The sequence below is a fragment of the Enterococcus sp. AMC1623 genome (assembly GCF_058216495.1).
In genome coordinates this window covers 3,145,860-3,162,866 of the sequence record NZ_CM177096.1, presented here as the reverse complement: position 1 = coordinate 3,162,866, position 17,007 = coordinate 3,145,860, and the positions used below count along the sequence as shown (strand labels likewise).

The window sequence follows — 17,007 nt, the reverse complement described above, 5'->3', positions numbered from 1 at the left end:
AAGGAGAACTCTCTATGGAAACATTCAATTTGTTGGAACAGTTAGCAGAGGAAAAATTTTTACCTCTCTACACAGCTACTTCCGAAAAACATTTGCCCCTTGCTAAAGAGCTTTTACTAAAACATCAACTCCACTTTATTGAAATTACGTATCGCAGTTCCTTAGCTAGTCAAGCCATTACAGAATTAGCAAAAGATTCTTCCTTAATCGTTGGTGCAGGTACCGTTCGTAACTTAGAAACTTTAAAAGAAGCCATTGATAGTGGCGCATCGTTCATTGTTACTCCTGGTTTTAGCGACGAAATTGTCGCTTATTGTGTAGAAAAAAATATTCCTATTATTCCTGGAGCTGTTACTCCTAGCGAAATTATGCGTGCTGCCTCCTATGGCTTAAATGTTGTAAAATTTTTTCCTGCTGATATGTACGGTGGTTTAAAATCAATTCAATCATTAAGCGGTCCATTTTACGATATGAAATTTGTTCCCACTGGAGGAATCAATCAAGGGAATTGTCGCAATTTTCTTTCAACTCCAGAAATATTAGCTGTAGGTGGTTCTTTTATTCTATCGGAAAAACGCATCATGAAAGATAATGGTAAAACTGCCGACCAGAAGTTAGCTACGCTTATTAAAATTCGCAATCAAAATAAAAAATAAGGACAAAAAAAGAGTGGAAAAATTCTTCCACTCCTCTTTTTTATAAACTAAACTTAGTTCTGTTCTAGTTCTTCAACTAATGCTTCTAATTCGTTTAAACGTTTTTCGAACATCTTCATCGCATCTTCAAGATAGTCTGCTTTTGTCATGTCTACGCCAGCTTTTTTCATTACTTCAATTGGATAATCACTACTACCGGCTTTTAAATAATTCAAATAGTTTTCCAATGCTTCAGGACCTTCAGAAAGAATTTTTCCTGCTAAAGCAGAAGCTGCTGAAAAGCCTGTTGAATATTGGAATACATAATAATTATAATAAAAATGTGGAATGCGTGACCATTCTAAACGAATTTCAGGGTCCATTTCTAAAGCATTTCCATAGTATTTTTTATTTAGATCACCATAGCTCTCACTTAAAAACTCACTCGTTAATGGCGTTCCTTTAGCATCTTCCACATGCATAAAGTGTTCAAATTCCGCAAATTGTGTTTGACGGAAAACCGTTCCTTTAAAGCCATCTAAATAATGGTTGAGAACATAAGCACGCACTCGAGGGTCAGTTTCTGTTTCTAATAAATGTTCTGTTAAGATATTTTCATTTGTTGTTGATGCAATTTCTGCTAAGAAAATAGAATAATCTCCATATACATACGGTTGATTATTACGAGTAAAGTAACTGTGTACACTATGGCCCATTTCATGAACTAGCGTAAATAATTGATCTAACGTATCATGCCAATTCATTAAAATATATGGTAAGGTATCATACGCACCTGAAGAATAAGCACCACTACGTTTGCCTTTATTTTCTACCACATCAATCCATCGATTAGTAAAGGCTTCTTTAACAATCGCTAAATATTCTTCACCCATTGGTTCTAAAGCTTGAACAGCTTTTTCAACTGCTTGTTCATACGTATAGCTAATTGGTGCCTCACCCAATAACGGTGTGTAAACATCGTACATGTGTAATTCATCTACGTTTAACAAACGTTTGCGCAATGCCATGTAACGATGCAACAATGGTAAATTTTGATTGACTACGGATACTAATGTATCATACACACTCTCTGGAATATGGTTACTACTTAATGCCGCTTCACGTGCTGATTGAAATTTACGTACTTTCGCTTTATAGTTATGTGCTTTGATATTTGCACTGAGTGTTGAAGCAAATGTATTACGAAATTGTTCATACACACTATACAATCCTTTAAAGGCGTCTTCACGTACACGTCGGTCGGTACTTTCTAATAATTGACCATAAATGCCATGTGATAATTGAATTTTTTCACCATCTTCACCTTCAATCGTTGGAAAAACTAAGTCAGCATTGTTTAAAACAGAGAACGTATTACTTGGCGAACCAAAGATTTCACCTGCTGCTGCTAATAAAGCCTCTTGTTCTGCTGGTAAAACATGCGCCCGATTATCAACAGTTTGCTTAACAAAATGACGGTAAATCGCTAAGTTTGGTTCTTCTTCAAAATATCCCCAAATAACGTCGTCACTTAAAGTTAATAATTCTGGTTCTAACCAAGAGATAGCTTCACTGGTTTGAGCTAACAAACTACTTGCTCGGGCATACAAGGCTTGATAGGTCGTATTGGCAGTATCTTGATCATTTTTTAAATGGCTGTAAACATACAATTTTTCTAATTTACGAGATACATCCAGAACATATTCTAATGCTGCTAAAAAAGCGGCACCACCGTTCTTTAAGGTTCCCTTATAAGACGAAGCATGTGTTAATTCTTCTTGTAGTTCTTTAAACGCAACTTCAAAAGCTGAATCATCCACAAAAATTTTCGTTAAGTCCCATGTTGATGCTTCTGCGACTTCTTCACGTGTCGGCAATTGTTTTGTTTCTGACATATATGTTTCCCTCCTCTTAAATAAGACCAGTGTATCATATTTTTTCTTATCTGCCATAAGGAAACTGTTTCGACATACACCGTTATTTAGCAAGTCGCTGACACTCTTGATAAACCAAAATTAAGATTTCTTTTTGTAATATTAATGGATACTGCCAAGTAAACTCTAAATACTTTAAAAGTTGCAACCACTCGTCAAAATTAGCGGCCTTCGTAAAACAATAACGTAAAAACAATAGTCGATCGTCAAAGAAAAAATAAAAATCACTCACTTGATAACACCACCCCGGCAACGTCTGAATATTCCCGCCAAGCAAATATATTTTTTGTTGTAACTCATGAATTTTAGCATTATCTAAAAACAATTTTCGTTGGATATGATACCGATATTCAGTAAAATTCCATTTTAAAGAAGTTAATTGCTGATCTGTGTATAACAAGAGAGCTTCCAATGGTTCTTCTCTAAAGCACCATTTTTTTATTCGATAAACAAAACCTAAGCGAAAATGATTTCTAATGGCATACACTAACCAAATTTCTTTTTGCTGTGCTTTTATTCCCCAAAGATGAATGCCTTTTTCTGGAGAATACGAACAAAATGCTTTCTGTAACTGCCCCCATCGCTGTTGTGGTAAAAGTTTGTTACCAAGTAACCACCACGGTTGATACCCATGTTTTTGGTAATTCTTTGTGCGTTCAGTATAACGTTCAAAAGAAAGTGGCGAGCATTGGATTTCAATCGCTAACGAATGGACTAAAATATCTGGACGTTGTTTAAGTTGAGGCAAATATGCTTCGAGTTGCCCACCACTCCATTGATGGAAAAATGATTTATTCATTAAATGTTCTGCTGTTTCGCCTTCGCTAAAACTAAAGCATTGCGTATGTGGCTTATGCGCAAAATGTGGTAATTTGATACGTCCTTTTTTAAAAATAACCGGTTCTTTACATCCAGGACAGATTAAGAGTTCTGTGGGTCGTTTGTTTAAATCATTAGCAAATAGTTTAACACCCGCTTTCGTTTCAGCAATTAACATACGTTTCACCTCTTCAATATTAACTACGAAAAAAGACAAGAAAATTTTTTCTTGTCTGATAATCAATTACCATTAGTTTAAAAAGTTAACCTTAATCAAAAAAGTGGTAGCTAGAAACAATTTCGTTTCTAGCTACCACTTTTTATTAATTAAGAAAATAACGTTTCGTCATTCCTATAGCATCCATCTCCATGATTGTTTCTCCATGTTCGACTAAATAGTCAGGAGTCACTGTGCTTTTTCGTGCAAATTCAGAAAGAAGCGCTGTATGATTTTCAATTTGTTTATCCGTTAAGCTATCTTCTAAGAAAAAGACATCTAGATAATACATGCCATTCATTAGATAAAGATTGGTTACAACATCTTCTAATTCTATTTCTGTAGCTAATTGAATCATTGCTTCAAAAGAACCCACTTCAAATACTAATTCACGAGTAACGGGTACGGATTCTGTTTCATTTTTTTCTTTTTTAGCAGGTAATTGGTTTTTGAACCAATCCATCATTTCTTCTTGAGAAAATCCTTCATAAGACTCTGGATCTTCATTTTTTAACCAGTCTGTGATCTCTTCTGGTGAATAATAATCTCCATATACCTCATAAGGATCCATGTTTTCAAGAGAAGCATTTTTACTAATAAACAATTCTAGACCATCGCCTTTAGGCAAAACTTGAAATGTCACTGCTTCGCTTCCTTTGAATTCATCATTCACGTCTACTTCTTCTAAGATACTATAAAAGAAATTTTCGATTTCCTTGTGATTTCCCAGTAAGTCTAAAAAAGTGATTCCTCTAGCAGCTAAATCTTCGCTTTTGATTAAGACACGTATTGTGTTCTCATTAATATGTTCCATTTCCATATTAGCTACACCTCACTTATCCTTCATATATGTCCATTGTAACGGATGGGCTAGAAATGTAAAGAGAAAAACATTACAAAGTCAAAAGACACAAGCATTCTTAAACAAAAAAAATAAGACAAAAACCATAATATGATTTTTGTCTTATTGACTTCTATAATCCTGCCATTAGTTGCGCTTGTCTTAATTCTAATTGACGAACATCACGTGGTAAGAAACGACGAATTTCATCTTCGTTAAAACCAACTTGTAATCGTTTTTCGTCAATCATAATTGGACGACGTAACAAACCTGGGTTTTCTTGGACAAGAGTTAATAATTCTTTTAGTGGCAATTCATCAAGATCCATATTCAACTTTTGAAAAACCTTTGAACGTGTCGAAATAATCTCTTCCGTACCATCTTCAGTCATTTGCAGAATTGATTTTAATTCTGAAATGTTCAATGGTTCAGAGAAAATATTTCGCTCAACGAAAGGAATTTCGTGCTCTTGTAACCAAGCACGAGCTTTTCGACATGAGGTACAACTTGGGGAAGTATATAGTGTCAACAACGTGCATCACTCCTTTTTAAATTAAAAACAGAAGACTCATTTGTTTCACTTCTGTTTTCATTATAACGTACCCCATTGATAATTACTAGTGTTTTTCGCAAGTTTGCAAACAAAAAAAATGTTATTTAATAGAAATAAACCTTGTGATTATCCGCATTTTATCAAGGTTTTTTCCATTTTCGAATAATTTTAATATTTTTTCTAATTTTTTTATTATTATGCAACAGACAGAAAAAACTGTTATATAATTTAATTATTAATTACAAAATTAAACAACAATTTCTATCTAATTTCTATTCAAAAATCCCACTTTCTTATTAAAAATAAGTCCTCTTCAAGACAACATACACAAGGTATTTGACAATTATGGTTCTATAATTTTCTAAAAAATTTTTTTTATTCATTTAAAGAATAAAGGTTGACAAAAAACATTTCATTACTTTTTCTTGTGTTACTTTTTTTCTGAAAATCTAAATTTTCGAGCTTTTTTAAAAAAATTTTTATAAGTATTTGATTTGTATTTTTTCATAAAATGTGAAAAAAATAAAAAATAAAAAAAATGCGAAATTCACTATATTTTGTGAATTATCGCACCTCTGTTTTGTTATTAATTATGAAATTGCGCATTGTAAAGCTTACGATAATGACCATTTTTCGCCATTAATTGCTCATGTGTTCCTTCTTCAAGGATACCATCTTCACTCATTACAATAATTCTTGTCGCATGTTTAATGGTTGCTAAACGGTGAGCAATGATCAAAGTCGTGCGACCTTCTGCTAAAGAATTTAATGATTCTTGAATCACTTGTTCCGTTTCAGTATCTAAGGCAGAAGTTGCTTCATCTAAAATTAAGATTGGCGGATTCTTTAAGAACATACGAGCAATCGCCACACGTTGACGTTGTCCACCTGATAATTTTACTCCACGCTCTCCAATTACCGTATCCAATCCTTGACTCATTTGAGCAACGACTCCTTCTAAATGCGCCAATTTCACCGCTCGTAAAATGTCTTCTTCTGTCGCATCTAAATCGCCATAAGCGATATTTTCACGAATTGTTCCTGGGAACAAGAAAACATCTTGTTGAACCGTACCGATTTGGTGGCGTAAAGAAGTCAACGTCATATCTTGGATGTCAATGCCATCAATCGTAATTTGACCACCCGTTACATCATAAAAACGTGGCAATAAATTACATAAAGTGGTTTTTCCTGAACCACTTTGACCAACAAACGCCACCGTCTCTCCTGCTTGGATATCTAATGAAATATTTTCCAATACTTTTGTATCATCAGCATATGCAAACGAAACATTTTTATACGAAATATCTCCGATTAGATGCCCCACAGGTTGCGCCCCTGGTTTGTCTTTAATCAAAGGTTCTTTATCTAGCTCTTCAGTTAACCGTTTGAAACCAGCAATTCCTTTAGGATAGCTTTCAATCATAATATTTACTTTTTCAATTGGACGTACAAACACATTGGATAATAAGATAAAGCCAACAAATTGACCATTTGTTAATTCACCTTGAATCGTATAATAAGCACCAAAAATTAAAGCAAATAAATTAATCAAACGAATCATTAAATAATTGTAGGCAGAACTAATCCCCATTACTTTATAAAACACAATTTTTGACCGACGATATAATTCACTTAGTCCATTGAAACGTGCTGCTTCATAATCTTCTTTAGCAAATGATTGCGTCACGCGAATACCACTAACTGCGGCTTCAACGCCTGAATTAAATTCACCCAAATTATCATAAATATCTGTATTGACTTGAGTCATCTTTTTATTAAAGAACACCAAAGCAATCGTAATTAATGGAATTAAAGCAAATGTCGCAAGTGCTAAGCCTACATGCATTTGCATCATTAAAATAAATGATCCTACTAACGTCATTATTGTGATAAAAACATCTTCTGGACCATGATGGGCTACTTCAGAAATTTCAAACAAATCGGTCGTTAGCCGACTGATGACCTTCCCAGTTTTTTGGTTATCATAATACTCAAATGATTGCTTTTGCAGATGACCAAATAATTCTCGACGCATATCTGTTTCTATATTAACACCGAGTTTGTGCCCATAATAAACAACGATGTATTGCAAAATCGTATTGACAATATAAAAAAGCAAGAGACCTACACACGCCCAAATGACATAACGAAAATTATTTTGTGGCATGATTTTATCAATCACTTGATTTACTGCCACTGGAAAAGCTAACTCTAATAATCCCGCCAAAACAGCGCAACAAAAATCCAATAAAAATAACGACTTATACGGTCGGTAATAACTAAAAAATCTTTTTAACATGTAATTCCTCCTTTCACATAAAATCAATTATAGAGAAACCACTGAATAAAAGCAAAAAGACAAACTCAAAAAAAACAAGTGTTTGGAAAGATTTTTTAATGAAATCTTTCCAAACACTGATTTAAGTAAGACGTAATTGTGCAATTTTTTGGCGATACTTTTCTTCTGCCAGAGGATGTTGCTCCTTAGGAAATGGCAATGGGTTGCCTTCAATAGCACTTTTCAACTGAGGAAGAACTAAAGACCACCCCGCAATGTCACGATGCCATGCTGGAAATTCTGGTGGTAACTTTTCACTAAATTTTAAAAGGGTTCCTTGTTCTTCATTTATCTCAAAACAGACTTCGCCACTCGCCCATTGGAAGGCTAATTTTTTACCTGACTCAAATGCAATAATTGGCATCGTTAAGGTTTCATTGGGCAAGATAAATTTCAGATACCCCGTTTCAGACAGTTCACCTATTTGAATTTCAGTAAACCATAAGGACAATCGTTCATCGGTCGTTAAAAAAGCCCATACACTTTCTTTATCTGCCTCAATCTCTAACCAAAAATCCACATAAAGTGTCTCATCGACGATTTTTAATTGTTCATTCATTTGTTTGCCCCTTTTCTAAAAAAAGCAACGCGCGTTAGTTATGAGTTACATCCAACTGATAAATCACATTATCACTGAATTATTTTCCACCAGTTGATAAATAGTTTTGTAAAGATTCAGCTAGGTTACGAACATTGCGTGTTTGTACGTAAACAGTTCCTGAACCGTTAAATTCATTTACAATTCCTTCTCCTGAAGTAAAACCAAACATTCCAGAAGCGATACGAATGTTATAATCCAAATCAGCAGACCAAGCTAAGACATGTTCATTGTCTACAGTCAACGGCTTGCCAGGTTCAACCGTTAATTCTACTATATCGCCAAAACTTGAAATTAATAAATCACCTGTCCCAGATGTTTCCATAACGAATAAACCGCCTGTTCCCGCAAAAATTGCTTTGCCCACATCTTGGCGTACCATATTGTAATGAACAGATGAATCAGAAGCTAAATAGGCACCTGTATTCAAACGATATTGTGTCACGCCAATGGTTAGTTTTTCAATTTTTCCGATATTACTCGGTGCCACAGCAAGTTCCGCTCCGTTTCCAGTTGCAGTTGCTTCAGTGATAAACATTGATTCTCCTGAAGTAATCGAACGACCAATCGCAGACATCAATCCACCCAAACCAGAACGATTGTTGCTATTCATTCTACCTTTGATTTCAACATTCCGCGAATAGGCCATTGCTCCTCGTTCAATATTAATAATATCGCCACGCTCCATCTGAATGACAGCCATTGGATAGGCTGTACCGCCTGTTAATTCAAAGTTCATTGTAACGCCTCCTTAATTATGTTGCTACTTTTTTATTATAGCAGATAATATTAAGATACGTGAAAAATGGCTATACAGAAGGGTATTTCTTATCACGAAAAAAACAAAAAAACACCAAAACGAACCTTGTCATTTTGGTGTTTTTTTCTATTCCTCGCCGACACTTAAAATTAAACGAATGTCGTCTTCGGTCATTTGTTGGAGTTGTGTTTCATTGCCTTGAATCACTCGTTGGAACAATTCACGTTTTTCTTGTTGTAAAGAATTCATTCGTTCTTCAATTGTTCCTTCCGCAATCATTCGCCAAACTTCAACAACCCGTTTTTGTCCAATACGATGGGCACGTCCGGCAGCTTGTTCTTCTACTGCTGGGTTCCACCACAAGTCATACAAGATGACCGTATCGGCACCGGTCAAGTTCAAGCCTGTACCACCAGCTTTTAAAGAAATCAAGAAAACGTCTTTTTCCCCTGCATTGAACGCATCCACCATTTCAATTCGTTCTTTAGGTGGTGTACTTCCTCGCAAATAAAAGGTCTCTAACCCTAATTCGTTTAATTCTTCTTCAATAATTGACAGCATGCTTGTAAATTGTGAGAACAATAAAACCCGACGATTATTTTCTTTTGCAGCTTGAATCAAATCTTTTACCTGTTCCAGTTTTCCTGAACCACCTGCATAGTCTTCAATAAATAATTTCGGATCACAACAGATTTGACGCAGACGAGTTAATCCTGCAAGAATGCTAATTCGATTTTTCTTAAAGGTTGCTGAATCCATACTTGAAATCTCTTCGCGCATTTGACGCAAGTAAGCCAAATAAACCGTTTTTTGTTCTTCGGTTAATGCACTGTAATAGTTGGTTTCAATTTTTTCTGGCAAGTCTTTTAATACCGTGCGCTTATCTCGACGTAAAATAAACGGTTGAATCATTCCCGCAATTTGTTCTGTCGATAATTCTCGATAGCGCTGTTTACTTGGGAAAAAGCCTGGCATAATCATTTGGAACAATGCCCATAATTCTTCTAAATTGTTTTCAATTGGTGTCCCACTCAACGCAAAACGATGATCCACTTTTAATGAACGTAAGGCTTGGGCGGTTTTCGTGCTACTATTTTTCACCATTTGAGCTTCATCTAAAATTAAATAACCGATTTCACGTTCACGATAACTATCAATATCTTGGCGTAAACTGGCGTAAGATGTAATCCAGACATCTGCTTGTTGATTCATAATTTGTTCACGTTCGTCTTTATTTCCGCTAACGACAATTGCTCGCAAGGTAGGTGCAAATTTTTTGATTTCTTGATGCCAGTTATAAGTTAAACTCGCAGGTGCCACAATTAGCACTTGAATCGTCTGATGCTCTTCTTTTTCTGACAGCAAATAACTAATCGTTTGTAACGTTTTCCCTAAGCCCATTTCATCGGCTAAAATACCACCAAACTGGTAGTGACTTAACATTTTTAACCAACGAAAACCAGCAACTTGATATTCACGAAGTTCGGCTTGTAAATGCTGAGGCAACTCCGTATTATAAGCTTCTGGATGCGTCAAATCCGTCACCATTTTGTCAAAACCTTCACTGAAATTCGCATGATCTGCTAACTGTTGTTGAATTTGTAATCCTTGATTTAAAGGAATTTTGGCAATTCCTTTTTCCGTTTGGATATTTTCGCGTAATTGCGCTAAAATTCGACTCGTTTCTTGGAACTCTTCTGAATCTAAGGCTAAAATTTGCCCATTTTCCATAGTATAAAATTGGTCATTACGCAACAAACTTTGTAATACTTCATCAATTTCATTTTGAGCAATTCCTGAGATGTCAAAACTCACATCCAACCAAGAACCAGCTTCTCTCACTTCAATCTGTGGCTGAAACTTACGTCCATCTAAATAACGTTCGCGCAATTTTTTACCCATGCGAATGTCACCTAATTGACGTAAAAATGACAATTCACGGGTAAAGAAACGATAGAGCGCTTCGCCTTCTGGTAAAGGCTTTTGCCAACCTGTTTCTGTTCGTGAGAAATCCAAACTTTTCGCTAGCAATTCAATTCGTTGCTCTTGTTTATAATCACGTAAAACTTCGGCATGATTTTCAAGAACGAGTTGATGGGATTCGTCGGTAGAATAAACGACATCCCCATAGACATAGTCTGCCCGCATATCAATATTTCCTTGGCGTTTTTTCAAGTAGAAAACTACATGTAATTTCTCATCACTGATATAATTATATACTTCTTCTGAGATGTGAACTTCGCCAATTCTGCGTAAGAGTGGCAACACTTGTTTAAATAGAATCGATAATTCGTGCTTCGGATAAGCGATGACTGGTTTTTCTAAGCGTTTTAGTAATTGTTCCATCGTTAAATAAATATCGAAATCTTTTACACTTAACGCATACACTTGTTCATTCACAATGCCCCAACCATAATATTTATAAACAAGGTCGAAATTCTGTTCAATCCGTAGCTCAAATTGTTCTGCTACGCGTGCCAATGAAAATCGCAACGGTTGTTCCTCATCAGTAAAATGTAAGGTACGTAATTTCTCATTTTCAGTTTGTAATAAAAATGGAAATTGTATCATCTGCTCAACCACTTCGCGCGCTGATTCGACAGGCAACAAGAGATATTTCTTATCTAATTTGCCTTTCACTTGAATTCCAGCTTGACCCATTAATTGTTGAGTTTGCGCCAAATGAGAAAGACGCATTAAAAATGAATTGGTTGCCTCGTCAAAAGCCTGATGAGCAAGGGAAAAACTATTTTGCTTATTTGCTACATACAATTTTTCTTCATCATATACTTGTAAAAATTTATAAATGTTCTTAATGACGTAGCTGCGACCATTGCGTTCTCCAATTTTTAATGAAATACCTAAAACATCTAATTCATAGCGATATGGATTGGTTGGCAAACTATCTAATTGGCATTCAATTGCAAGTGGTATCGCCTTTCTTTCTGATTCATTCGCTAAACGATGAAAACCATTCGAAAACATGACAGATGGCGAAAAAGTTTCGACTTTTTGAATCTCACTTTTGGGAATCATGCGCGTTTTTCCTTCTTTACGCAAATAAAGTTCAACAGCTACTGTATGTTTGCAATAATGATGTTCTTCCCAATAAGGACACTGACAATAGTCTTCTTCTTTTGCACTAGTATCAAGGTCAATTCGATACAATTCACTCCCTAAAACTTCTGCATGCCATACTTGATTTTCTGGATCAGGAGTTACCGATAACACCCGCCCATCGTTCAGATAGGTTCTTGCTTTTTCGATGATTTTTTCTGGAATACTCCATTTCATATCATTTATTCCTCCCCACTACACCACTTGACTCTTAATATGGCTTTGACCGCTTCCATTTGTTTGGACAATTAATTGTTGTTGAATACGATCTTTTAATTCTCTGACGTGACTGATAATTCCAATCATTCGTCCTTCATTTTCAATAATTTCTAAAGCTTCCATCGCCATTTCTAGTGATTCTTCATCCAATGAACCAAATCCTTCATCGATAAAAAGTGCTTCGATGGCAATACCACCGGCACGATTTTGAATAACATCGGCTAACGACAAAGCTAAAGCTAAAGCAGCAATAAAACTTTCGCCTCCTGATAACGTATGCGCACGTCGGCTCATACCAGCATTATCATCATAGATATTAATTTCTAATCCTGTAGAACTTCGATAACTCCCCTTTTTGTTTGCTAATAAAAATTGATAACGGCCTCTTGTTAATTTACTGAGTCGTTGATTAGCAACTGCTAAAATCTCTGCTAAGAATGATTGTAACACATATCGTTCAATACTAATTTTTTCAGGATTGTCCCCATTTAACGTTTGCGAAAGTTGTTGCAATTGACTCATTTCTGCTACTTGTTCGGATGATTGCAAGGACAATGTTTGTAATTCTTGTAACAACTGACGATTGCTTTGGAGCGTTTCCTCTTGCTGGATAATTTGAGTTTGTAATGCGGTCATTTCCTGTTCGGCTAAATCATATTGTTCTTGCAAATAAGTCACATCTGGTTGTTTATCAACAATCAGACGCTCTAAATCCTGTAAACGTCTTTTAATCACCGTTACTTCTTGATGATACGATGTTAATTTTTCTTGCAGGCTTGGTAAAATCGCAATCTCTTCGTAGGCTAGGCGCATCGCTTCTTCTGAATCAAAAACACTGTCATTTAGTGCTTGTTGCAATTTTTTTTCTTGTTCGTATTTTTTTTCAGCAAGCATTTGTAATTGCTGTGTTTGTTGTTGCTGACGCTCATGTAAGCTAATAAATTCCGTCGTTAATTCTTCGCCTTGCACCTGATACTTTTCCAAGCGCTGCTGATTAGTATTTATTTGTTGTTGCAGTTCAGTGATTTCAGCTATCAATTCAGCTTGTGTCTGATAGTCCAATTGTTGTTGCAACGTTTGAATTTCTAAAGAAATAGGTTGTACAACGTGTTCAAGTTTTTGGAATTCTTGATTGACTGTCTGATACTTCGCGGTCACTTGACTCAATTCTTCCTCAATTACTTGTTGCTCATTCATTTTTTGTTCCAATCGTGCTTGTGCTTGCGTCACCGTTTCTTGGAAAAGTTGCACGCGTTCACTTGGATGATCAAATTCCTCATTTAAGAGCTTCACCATTTCTTGATGCAGTCTCCTACAATTATTGTTGAGCGTTGTTTTTTGCATCATCAGCTCATGTTGTTTTTCCTGCAAGGTTTGTTGCTGATAACGAACAGTCTGGTACGCCTCTTCTTTTGCTCGTAATACTTGAGTCGTTTCTTCAACTAAGCGTTCACTTGTTGCAAGTTCGTCTTCAGATACCGTTTGTTCCTTGTGCACATGCGTTGTTGAACCGCAAACGGGACACGGTTCTCCATCAACTAGCAATAACTGCAAACGGGCAATTTGTAGCTTGGCATATTCACTCTGCTGTTGTTTAAACAACTCACGAAGTTCTGTAACATCTTCATCAAGTCTGTTTATTTTTTCTATAGTAGTGTGCATTGTTTGTTCATTTGTTTGAAGCTGCTGTTGAACGGTGGCTAATTGCTGTTGTTCCTCTTGCCAGCGTTCGACTTTAGCTGTCAATTGAACGAGCTGCAGTTCCTTTATTTGCAACACTTCTTTTTCTTCTGAAAGTGTTGAAATACGGGCTGCTTCAAGGGCAATTTGTTGATCTTGATAATCGGCAACTTGCTTTTGAAGCTCAGCTAAAACTTGCTTTTGTGCAACCTCTTTTTCTTGTAATTCTTGAACTTTTTTTGCTAAAGGCACTAAATTTTCAAGTCGTTGTTGCTCCTTTTGTTGCCTCGTTACTTGTTCTTGCAACTGATTCATAGTTGTTTTTTCGGCTTCCCAATCGGTCTGGGCGTGTTTATTTTTACTTACTAATTGCGTTAACTCTAGCAACAAGGTATCAATTGTCGCATGTTCTTTGCGACATTCGTCTAAGTTGTGCAAGAGATTTAGATGTTTTTCAACCCAAGATAAGCGGTCAACGGTTGTTTGTATCGTTGCGATTTCGGCTGTTCGTGCCTCAAGAACTGCATATTTTTCAGTTAACTCCGCTTGTTCCAGGCATAATTTTGATTGTTCTTTTCCAGTATATAAAGCTGTTTCGGCTTGCTTTTTCGTGTCTTTTGCGCGTTCAAAGTCTACCTTTAATTGCTTTTGGCGATTTACTAGTTGCTCAATAATTTCTTGCCAATCACTTAATGTTTCTTGCACAGAAACAAACGTTTTTTCTTCCTCCAGCCATTGGAACCGTGGCAATAAAGCTTCCATTTGATGGTATTTTTTGCTCAATGATTGGTCCATATTTTTTTGTTTTTGTCGGAACCATTCATTTAAGCGCTGATACAGCTCAGTACCAAATAGATTGCGCAGTAATTTTTCTTTTTCACTACTAGAAGCAATTAAAAAGTTACGAAATTCGCCTTGTGGTAACAAAATAATTTGGAAAAATTGTTTGGCATCCACATTCAATAAATCTTTGATAAACTGATCAACTTCGGTACGTTTCGTATATTGCTTTTGTTCTTGCATTTGACCGTCATAAATCGTTAGACGCACTTTAGCGGTTTGTTTTTTTGTTCCATCGCCACGTTTCTTCTGAACTTCTTGTTCTGGAGAACGCTCAATTTCATAAAAAAATCCTTGATGCTCAAAACAAAAAGTCACCGATGTTTCTTCTTCTGGTGTTGCAAACATCGAACGCATTTCTTTTCCTGAACGTAGCTGTCCAGAAGTTTCACCAAACAAAGCAAACGTCATACCGTCAAAAATGGTGGTTTTTCCTGCACCGGTTTTCCCACTAATTAAAAAGAGACCTGCTTCCTGAAAATCGCCAAAGTCCACTGATTCATGAATGAATGGACCAAAATTTTTCATTGTTAATGTTCTCGGCTGCATGTTAGTCCCTCTTTTCTGTATCTAATGCTGTTTGTAACCCTTCTGATAACCACTTGGATTGTTTTTCAGTTAGGGTCTCACCCGTTATTTCTTCAAAAAAAGTCGTGATAACTTGTTGAGGATTTTGTTCACGTTGTCGTTCAAGAAATGGCTGTGACGTTTCGCGACCATTCAATCGTTCCACACTTAAAATATATGGATAAACTTCGCGTAATTGATTCATCATATTTGGAATCACGGCCCGATCAGTTAAGGAAATTTGCCAAAACTGTTCTCGATTTAACTGTTGATAAAAGGCCGGTTGTAATAATTCATCAAACGAGGCCTCGATCGATTGGATATCACGTAAAGGTGGTAGTGCATGAAACGCAGGAATCAGTTCATCTGTATCGATAATCCAAACACCTTTTTCATCATTGATTTCTGATAAAGAAAATTTTAATGGTGAACCACTATACCGCACGTTACCTTTTGTCAATGCGTTTTTAGAATGTAAATGCCCTAAAGCAACATAATCAAATTTTTCTAATAATTCATACGGCACACTGTTTAATCCACCCACTTCAATCGGCGTTTCTGAATCCGTTCGTAAACCACCCGCAATGAAAAAATGAGTTACTAATACCTGTTTCTTCGTAGTGTCAAACAATGTCTCCATTTCAGTAATTACTCGTTTCATGGCAGCTTGAATCGTCGTTAAACGTTCATCGTCAAAATATAAGCGAGCTGCAATCGGTTCGAAGTAAGGCAAAAGGAAAAATTGGGTGTCTGCCATTTCAATAGGATGAAACGCTTCGCTCAATTGCGTATGCAAATAAAAATCAGTTTCTTTAAACCACGGTGATCCCGTCGCTAAGCGTCCACTTGAATCATGATTGCCTGAAATAGCTAACACCGGAATTTTTTTCTCAAGATTTATTTCAATCAATTTTTGATTTAACAGTTCCACAGCTTCGACACTAGGAACAGAGCGATCGTACAAATCACCCGCAATAACAATCGCATCTACGGCTTCTTCTTGTGCTAAGCGTATAATTTTGTCAATGCTATCTCGTTGATCGGCTAATAAATCGTATCCATGAAGTTTTTTCCCAATATGCCAATCGGCTGTATGTAAAAATCGCACGCATTTCACCTCTTAAAAATGTTCTTCTCATTATTATAACACTTTCTGCTCTTTGTCTCTAAAGAAAAAAGGCATCTTAGCTTTTGCTAAGATACCTTTTGGCCTATTTATTTGGTTCATAATGAAAATCTGGATTAACTTCTTTATCTAACTGATCAAACGCGTCTTGAATCCGGCGTTCTACTTCTGCTAATCCTTCGTCATTCATCTTTTTAATATCACTTAAATCAATTGGCTCACCAAAGCGAACAGTCACCCTTTTACGTTTAAATAAATCTTTTAATGTCAGTGGTCCTTGATAAACAGAAGGGACGACACGAACTTTAGCCATCTTAGCAATGACTGCCATACCACCTTTTAAAGCAGTTGAATGTCTCGTTCCACTTGGAAACATAATTAAACTCAAATCCGTATCTTTCAAAATTTTGACAGGTGTTTTAATGGCACTCGGTCCTGGTTTGTCACGTTTCACAGGAAATGCATTGGATTTCACCAAAATAAATCGTAAAACCGGATTTTTGAACAACTCTTCTTTTGCCATAAAAGCAAATTTTTTCGGTCGGGCTGCAATTGCTAAATACAAAGGATCCCACCATGTACGGTGTGGTGCAACTAAAATATAATTCTCATCGTTAGGTAGTAATTTTCTTTGCTCGTAGTGAGCATTCCCATTTACTACAAATAAAATGACGCGTATAACGCCACGCATAAATGTAAAAAACATACGCTCGTTCCTTTCATACTCATTAAATGTAGTATGCAGAAAAAAAACGCTGTT

General features: G+C 36.0%; 12 protein-coding genes. 1 reads left to right on the top strand and 11 read right to left on the bottom strand.

Translation table 11 applies throughout. The annotated features are described in order from the left end of the window. Positions 1 to 14: 14 nt before the first annotated feature. Positions 15 to 656 carry a bifunctional 4-hydroxy-2-oxoglutarate aldolase/2-dehydro-3-deoxy-phosphogluconate aldolase gene (locus AC4BC7_RS15525; protein ID WP_207942132.1) on the top strand — a complete coding sequence of 214 codons (642 nt, stop codon included), beginning with the start codon at positions 15 to 17 and terminating at the stop codon, positions 654 to 656. Between the two features lie 53 nt (positions 657 to 709). On the opposite strand, the gene pepF is transcribed toward AC4BC7_RS15525, so the two are convergent. The 11 genes from pepF to AC4BC7_RS15470 all read right to left on the bottom strand — a co-directional run bounded on the left by pepF (position 710) and on the right by AC4BC7_RS15470 (position 16,953). After that, positions 710 to 2,530, bottom strand: a complete 1,821-nt coding sequence (pepF, locus tag AC4BC7_RS15520) for an oligoendopeptidase F (RefSeq protein WP_207942131.1) — start codon at positions 2,528 to 2,530, stop codon at positions 710 to 712. An 82-nt stretch (positions 2,531 to 2,612) separates the two neighbouring features. Beyond that, a complete protein-coding gene (locus AC4BC7_RS15515; RefSeq protein ID WP_490503332.1) occupies positions 2,613 to 3,566 on the bottom strand; it encodes a competence protein CoiA in 954 nt (317 codons plus the stop codon). A gap of 145 nt (positions 3,567 to 3,711) precedes the next feature. Further along, positions 3,712 to 4,425: an adaptor protein MecA gene (locus tag AC4BC7_RS15510; protein ID WP_207942129.1), complete on the bottom strand. Its 714-nt coding sequence runs from the start codon at positions 4,423 to 4,425 to the stop codon at positions 3,712 to 3,714. 154 nt (positions 4,426 to 4,579) lie between these two features. Next, positions 4,580 to 4,978, bottom strand: coding sequence for a transcriptional regulator SpxA (gene spxA, locus AC4BC7_RS15505; protein ID WP_016174349.1), 399 nt, complete (start codon positions 4,976 to 4,978; stop codon positions 4,580 to 4,582). 607 nt (positions 4,979 to 5,585) lie between these two features. Continuing rightward, entirely contained in the window at positions 5,586 to 7,301 is a 1,716-nt protein-coding gene (locus AC4BC7_RS15500; RefSeq protein ID WP_490503331.1) for an ABC transporter ATP-binding protein, read from the bottom strand. Positions 7,302 to 7,422: 121 nt separating this feature from the next. Beyond that, positions 7,423 to 7,899, bottom strand: a complete 477-nt coding sequence (locus AC4BC7_RS15495; protein WP_490503330.1) for an SRPBCC family protein — start codon at positions 7,897 to 7,899, stop codon at positions 7,423 to 7,425. Positions 7,900 to 7,978: 79 nt separating this feature from the next. Further along, on the bottom strand, positions 7,979 to 8,677 hold the full coding sequence (locus tag AC4BC7_RS15490) for a TIGR00266 family protein (protein WP_490503329.1): 699 nt from the start codon (positions 8,675 to 8,677) through the stop codon (positions 7,979 to 7,981). A gap of 147 nt (positions 8,678 to 8,824) precedes the next feature. Further along, positions 8,825 to 11,992, bottom strand: coding sequence for a DEAD/DEAH box helicase (locus AC4BC7_RS15485; protein ID WP_490503328.1), 3,168 nt, complete (start codon positions 11,990 to 11,992; stop codon positions 8,825 to 8,827). A gap of 18 nt (positions 11,993 to 12,010) precedes the next feature. Then, positions 12,011 to 15,103 (bottom strand): AAA family ATPase, encoded by a 3,093-nt coding sequence (locus AC4BC7_RS15480; protein WP_490503327.1) that lies wholly within the window; start codon positions 15,101 to 15,103, stop codon positions 12,011 to 12,013. Between the two features lies 1 nt (position 15,104). Beyond that, a complete protein-coding gene (locus AC4BC7_RS15475) occupies positions 15,105 to 16,229 on the bottom strand; it encodes an exonuclease SbcCD subunit D C-terminal domain-containing protein (protein ID WP_207942123.1) in 1,125 nt (374 codons plus the stop codon). A gap of 103 nt (positions 16,230 to 16,332) precedes the next feature. Further along, positions 16,333 to 16,953, bottom strand: a complete 621-nt coding sequence (locus tag AC4BC7_RS15470; protein ID WP_207942122.1) for a lysophospholipid acyltransferase family protein — start codon at positions 16,951 to 16,953, stop codon at positions 16,333 to 16,335. Positions 16,954 to 17,007: the final 54 nt, after the last annotated feature.

Excerpts from the sequence above, each read along its gene's own strand:
- AC4BC7_RS15500 (WP_490503331.1), bottom strand. The coding sequence starts at position 7,301 with ATGTTAAAAAGATTTTTTAGTTATTACCGACCGTATAAGTCGTTATTT.
- AC4BC7_RS15490 (WP_490503329.1), bottom strand. The coding sequence starts at position 8,677 with ATGAACTTTGAATTAACAGGCGGTACAGCCTATCCAATGGCTGTCATT.
- AC4BC7_RS15470 (WP_207942122.1), bottom strand. The coding sequence starts at position 16,953 with ATGTTTTTTACATTTATGCGTGGCGTTATACGCGTCATTTTATTTGTA.
- AC4BC7_RS15480 (WP_490503327.1), bottom strand. The coding sequence starts at position 15,103 with ATGCAGCCGAGAACATTAACAATGAAAAATTTTGGTCCATTCATTCAT.
- AC4BC7_RS15515 (WP_490503332.1), bottom strand. The coding sequence starts at position 3,566 with ATGTTAATTGCTGAAACGAAAGCGGGTGTTAAACTATTTGCTAATGAT.
- AC4BC7_RS15525 (WP_207942132.1), top strand. The coding sequence starts at position 15 with ATGGAAACATTCAATTTGTTGGAACAGTTAGCAGAGGAAAAATTTTTA.
- AC4BC7_RS15495 (WP_490503330.1), bottom strand. The coding sequence starts at position 7,899 with ATGAATGAACAATTAAAAATCGTCGATGAGACACTTTATGTGGATTTT.
- pepF (WP_207942131.1), bottom strand. The coding sequence starts at position 2,530 with ATGTCAGAAACAAAACAATTGCCGACACGTGAAGAAGTCGCAGAAGCA.
- AC4BC7_RS15485 (WP_490503328.1), bottom strand. The coding sequence starts at position 11,992 with ATGAAATGGAGTATTCCAGAAAAAATCATCGAAAAAGCAAGAACCTAT.
- AC4BC7_RS15510 (WP_207942129.1), bottom strand. The coding sequence starts at position 4,425 with ATGGAAATGGAACATATTAATGAGAACACAATACGTGTCTTAATCAAA.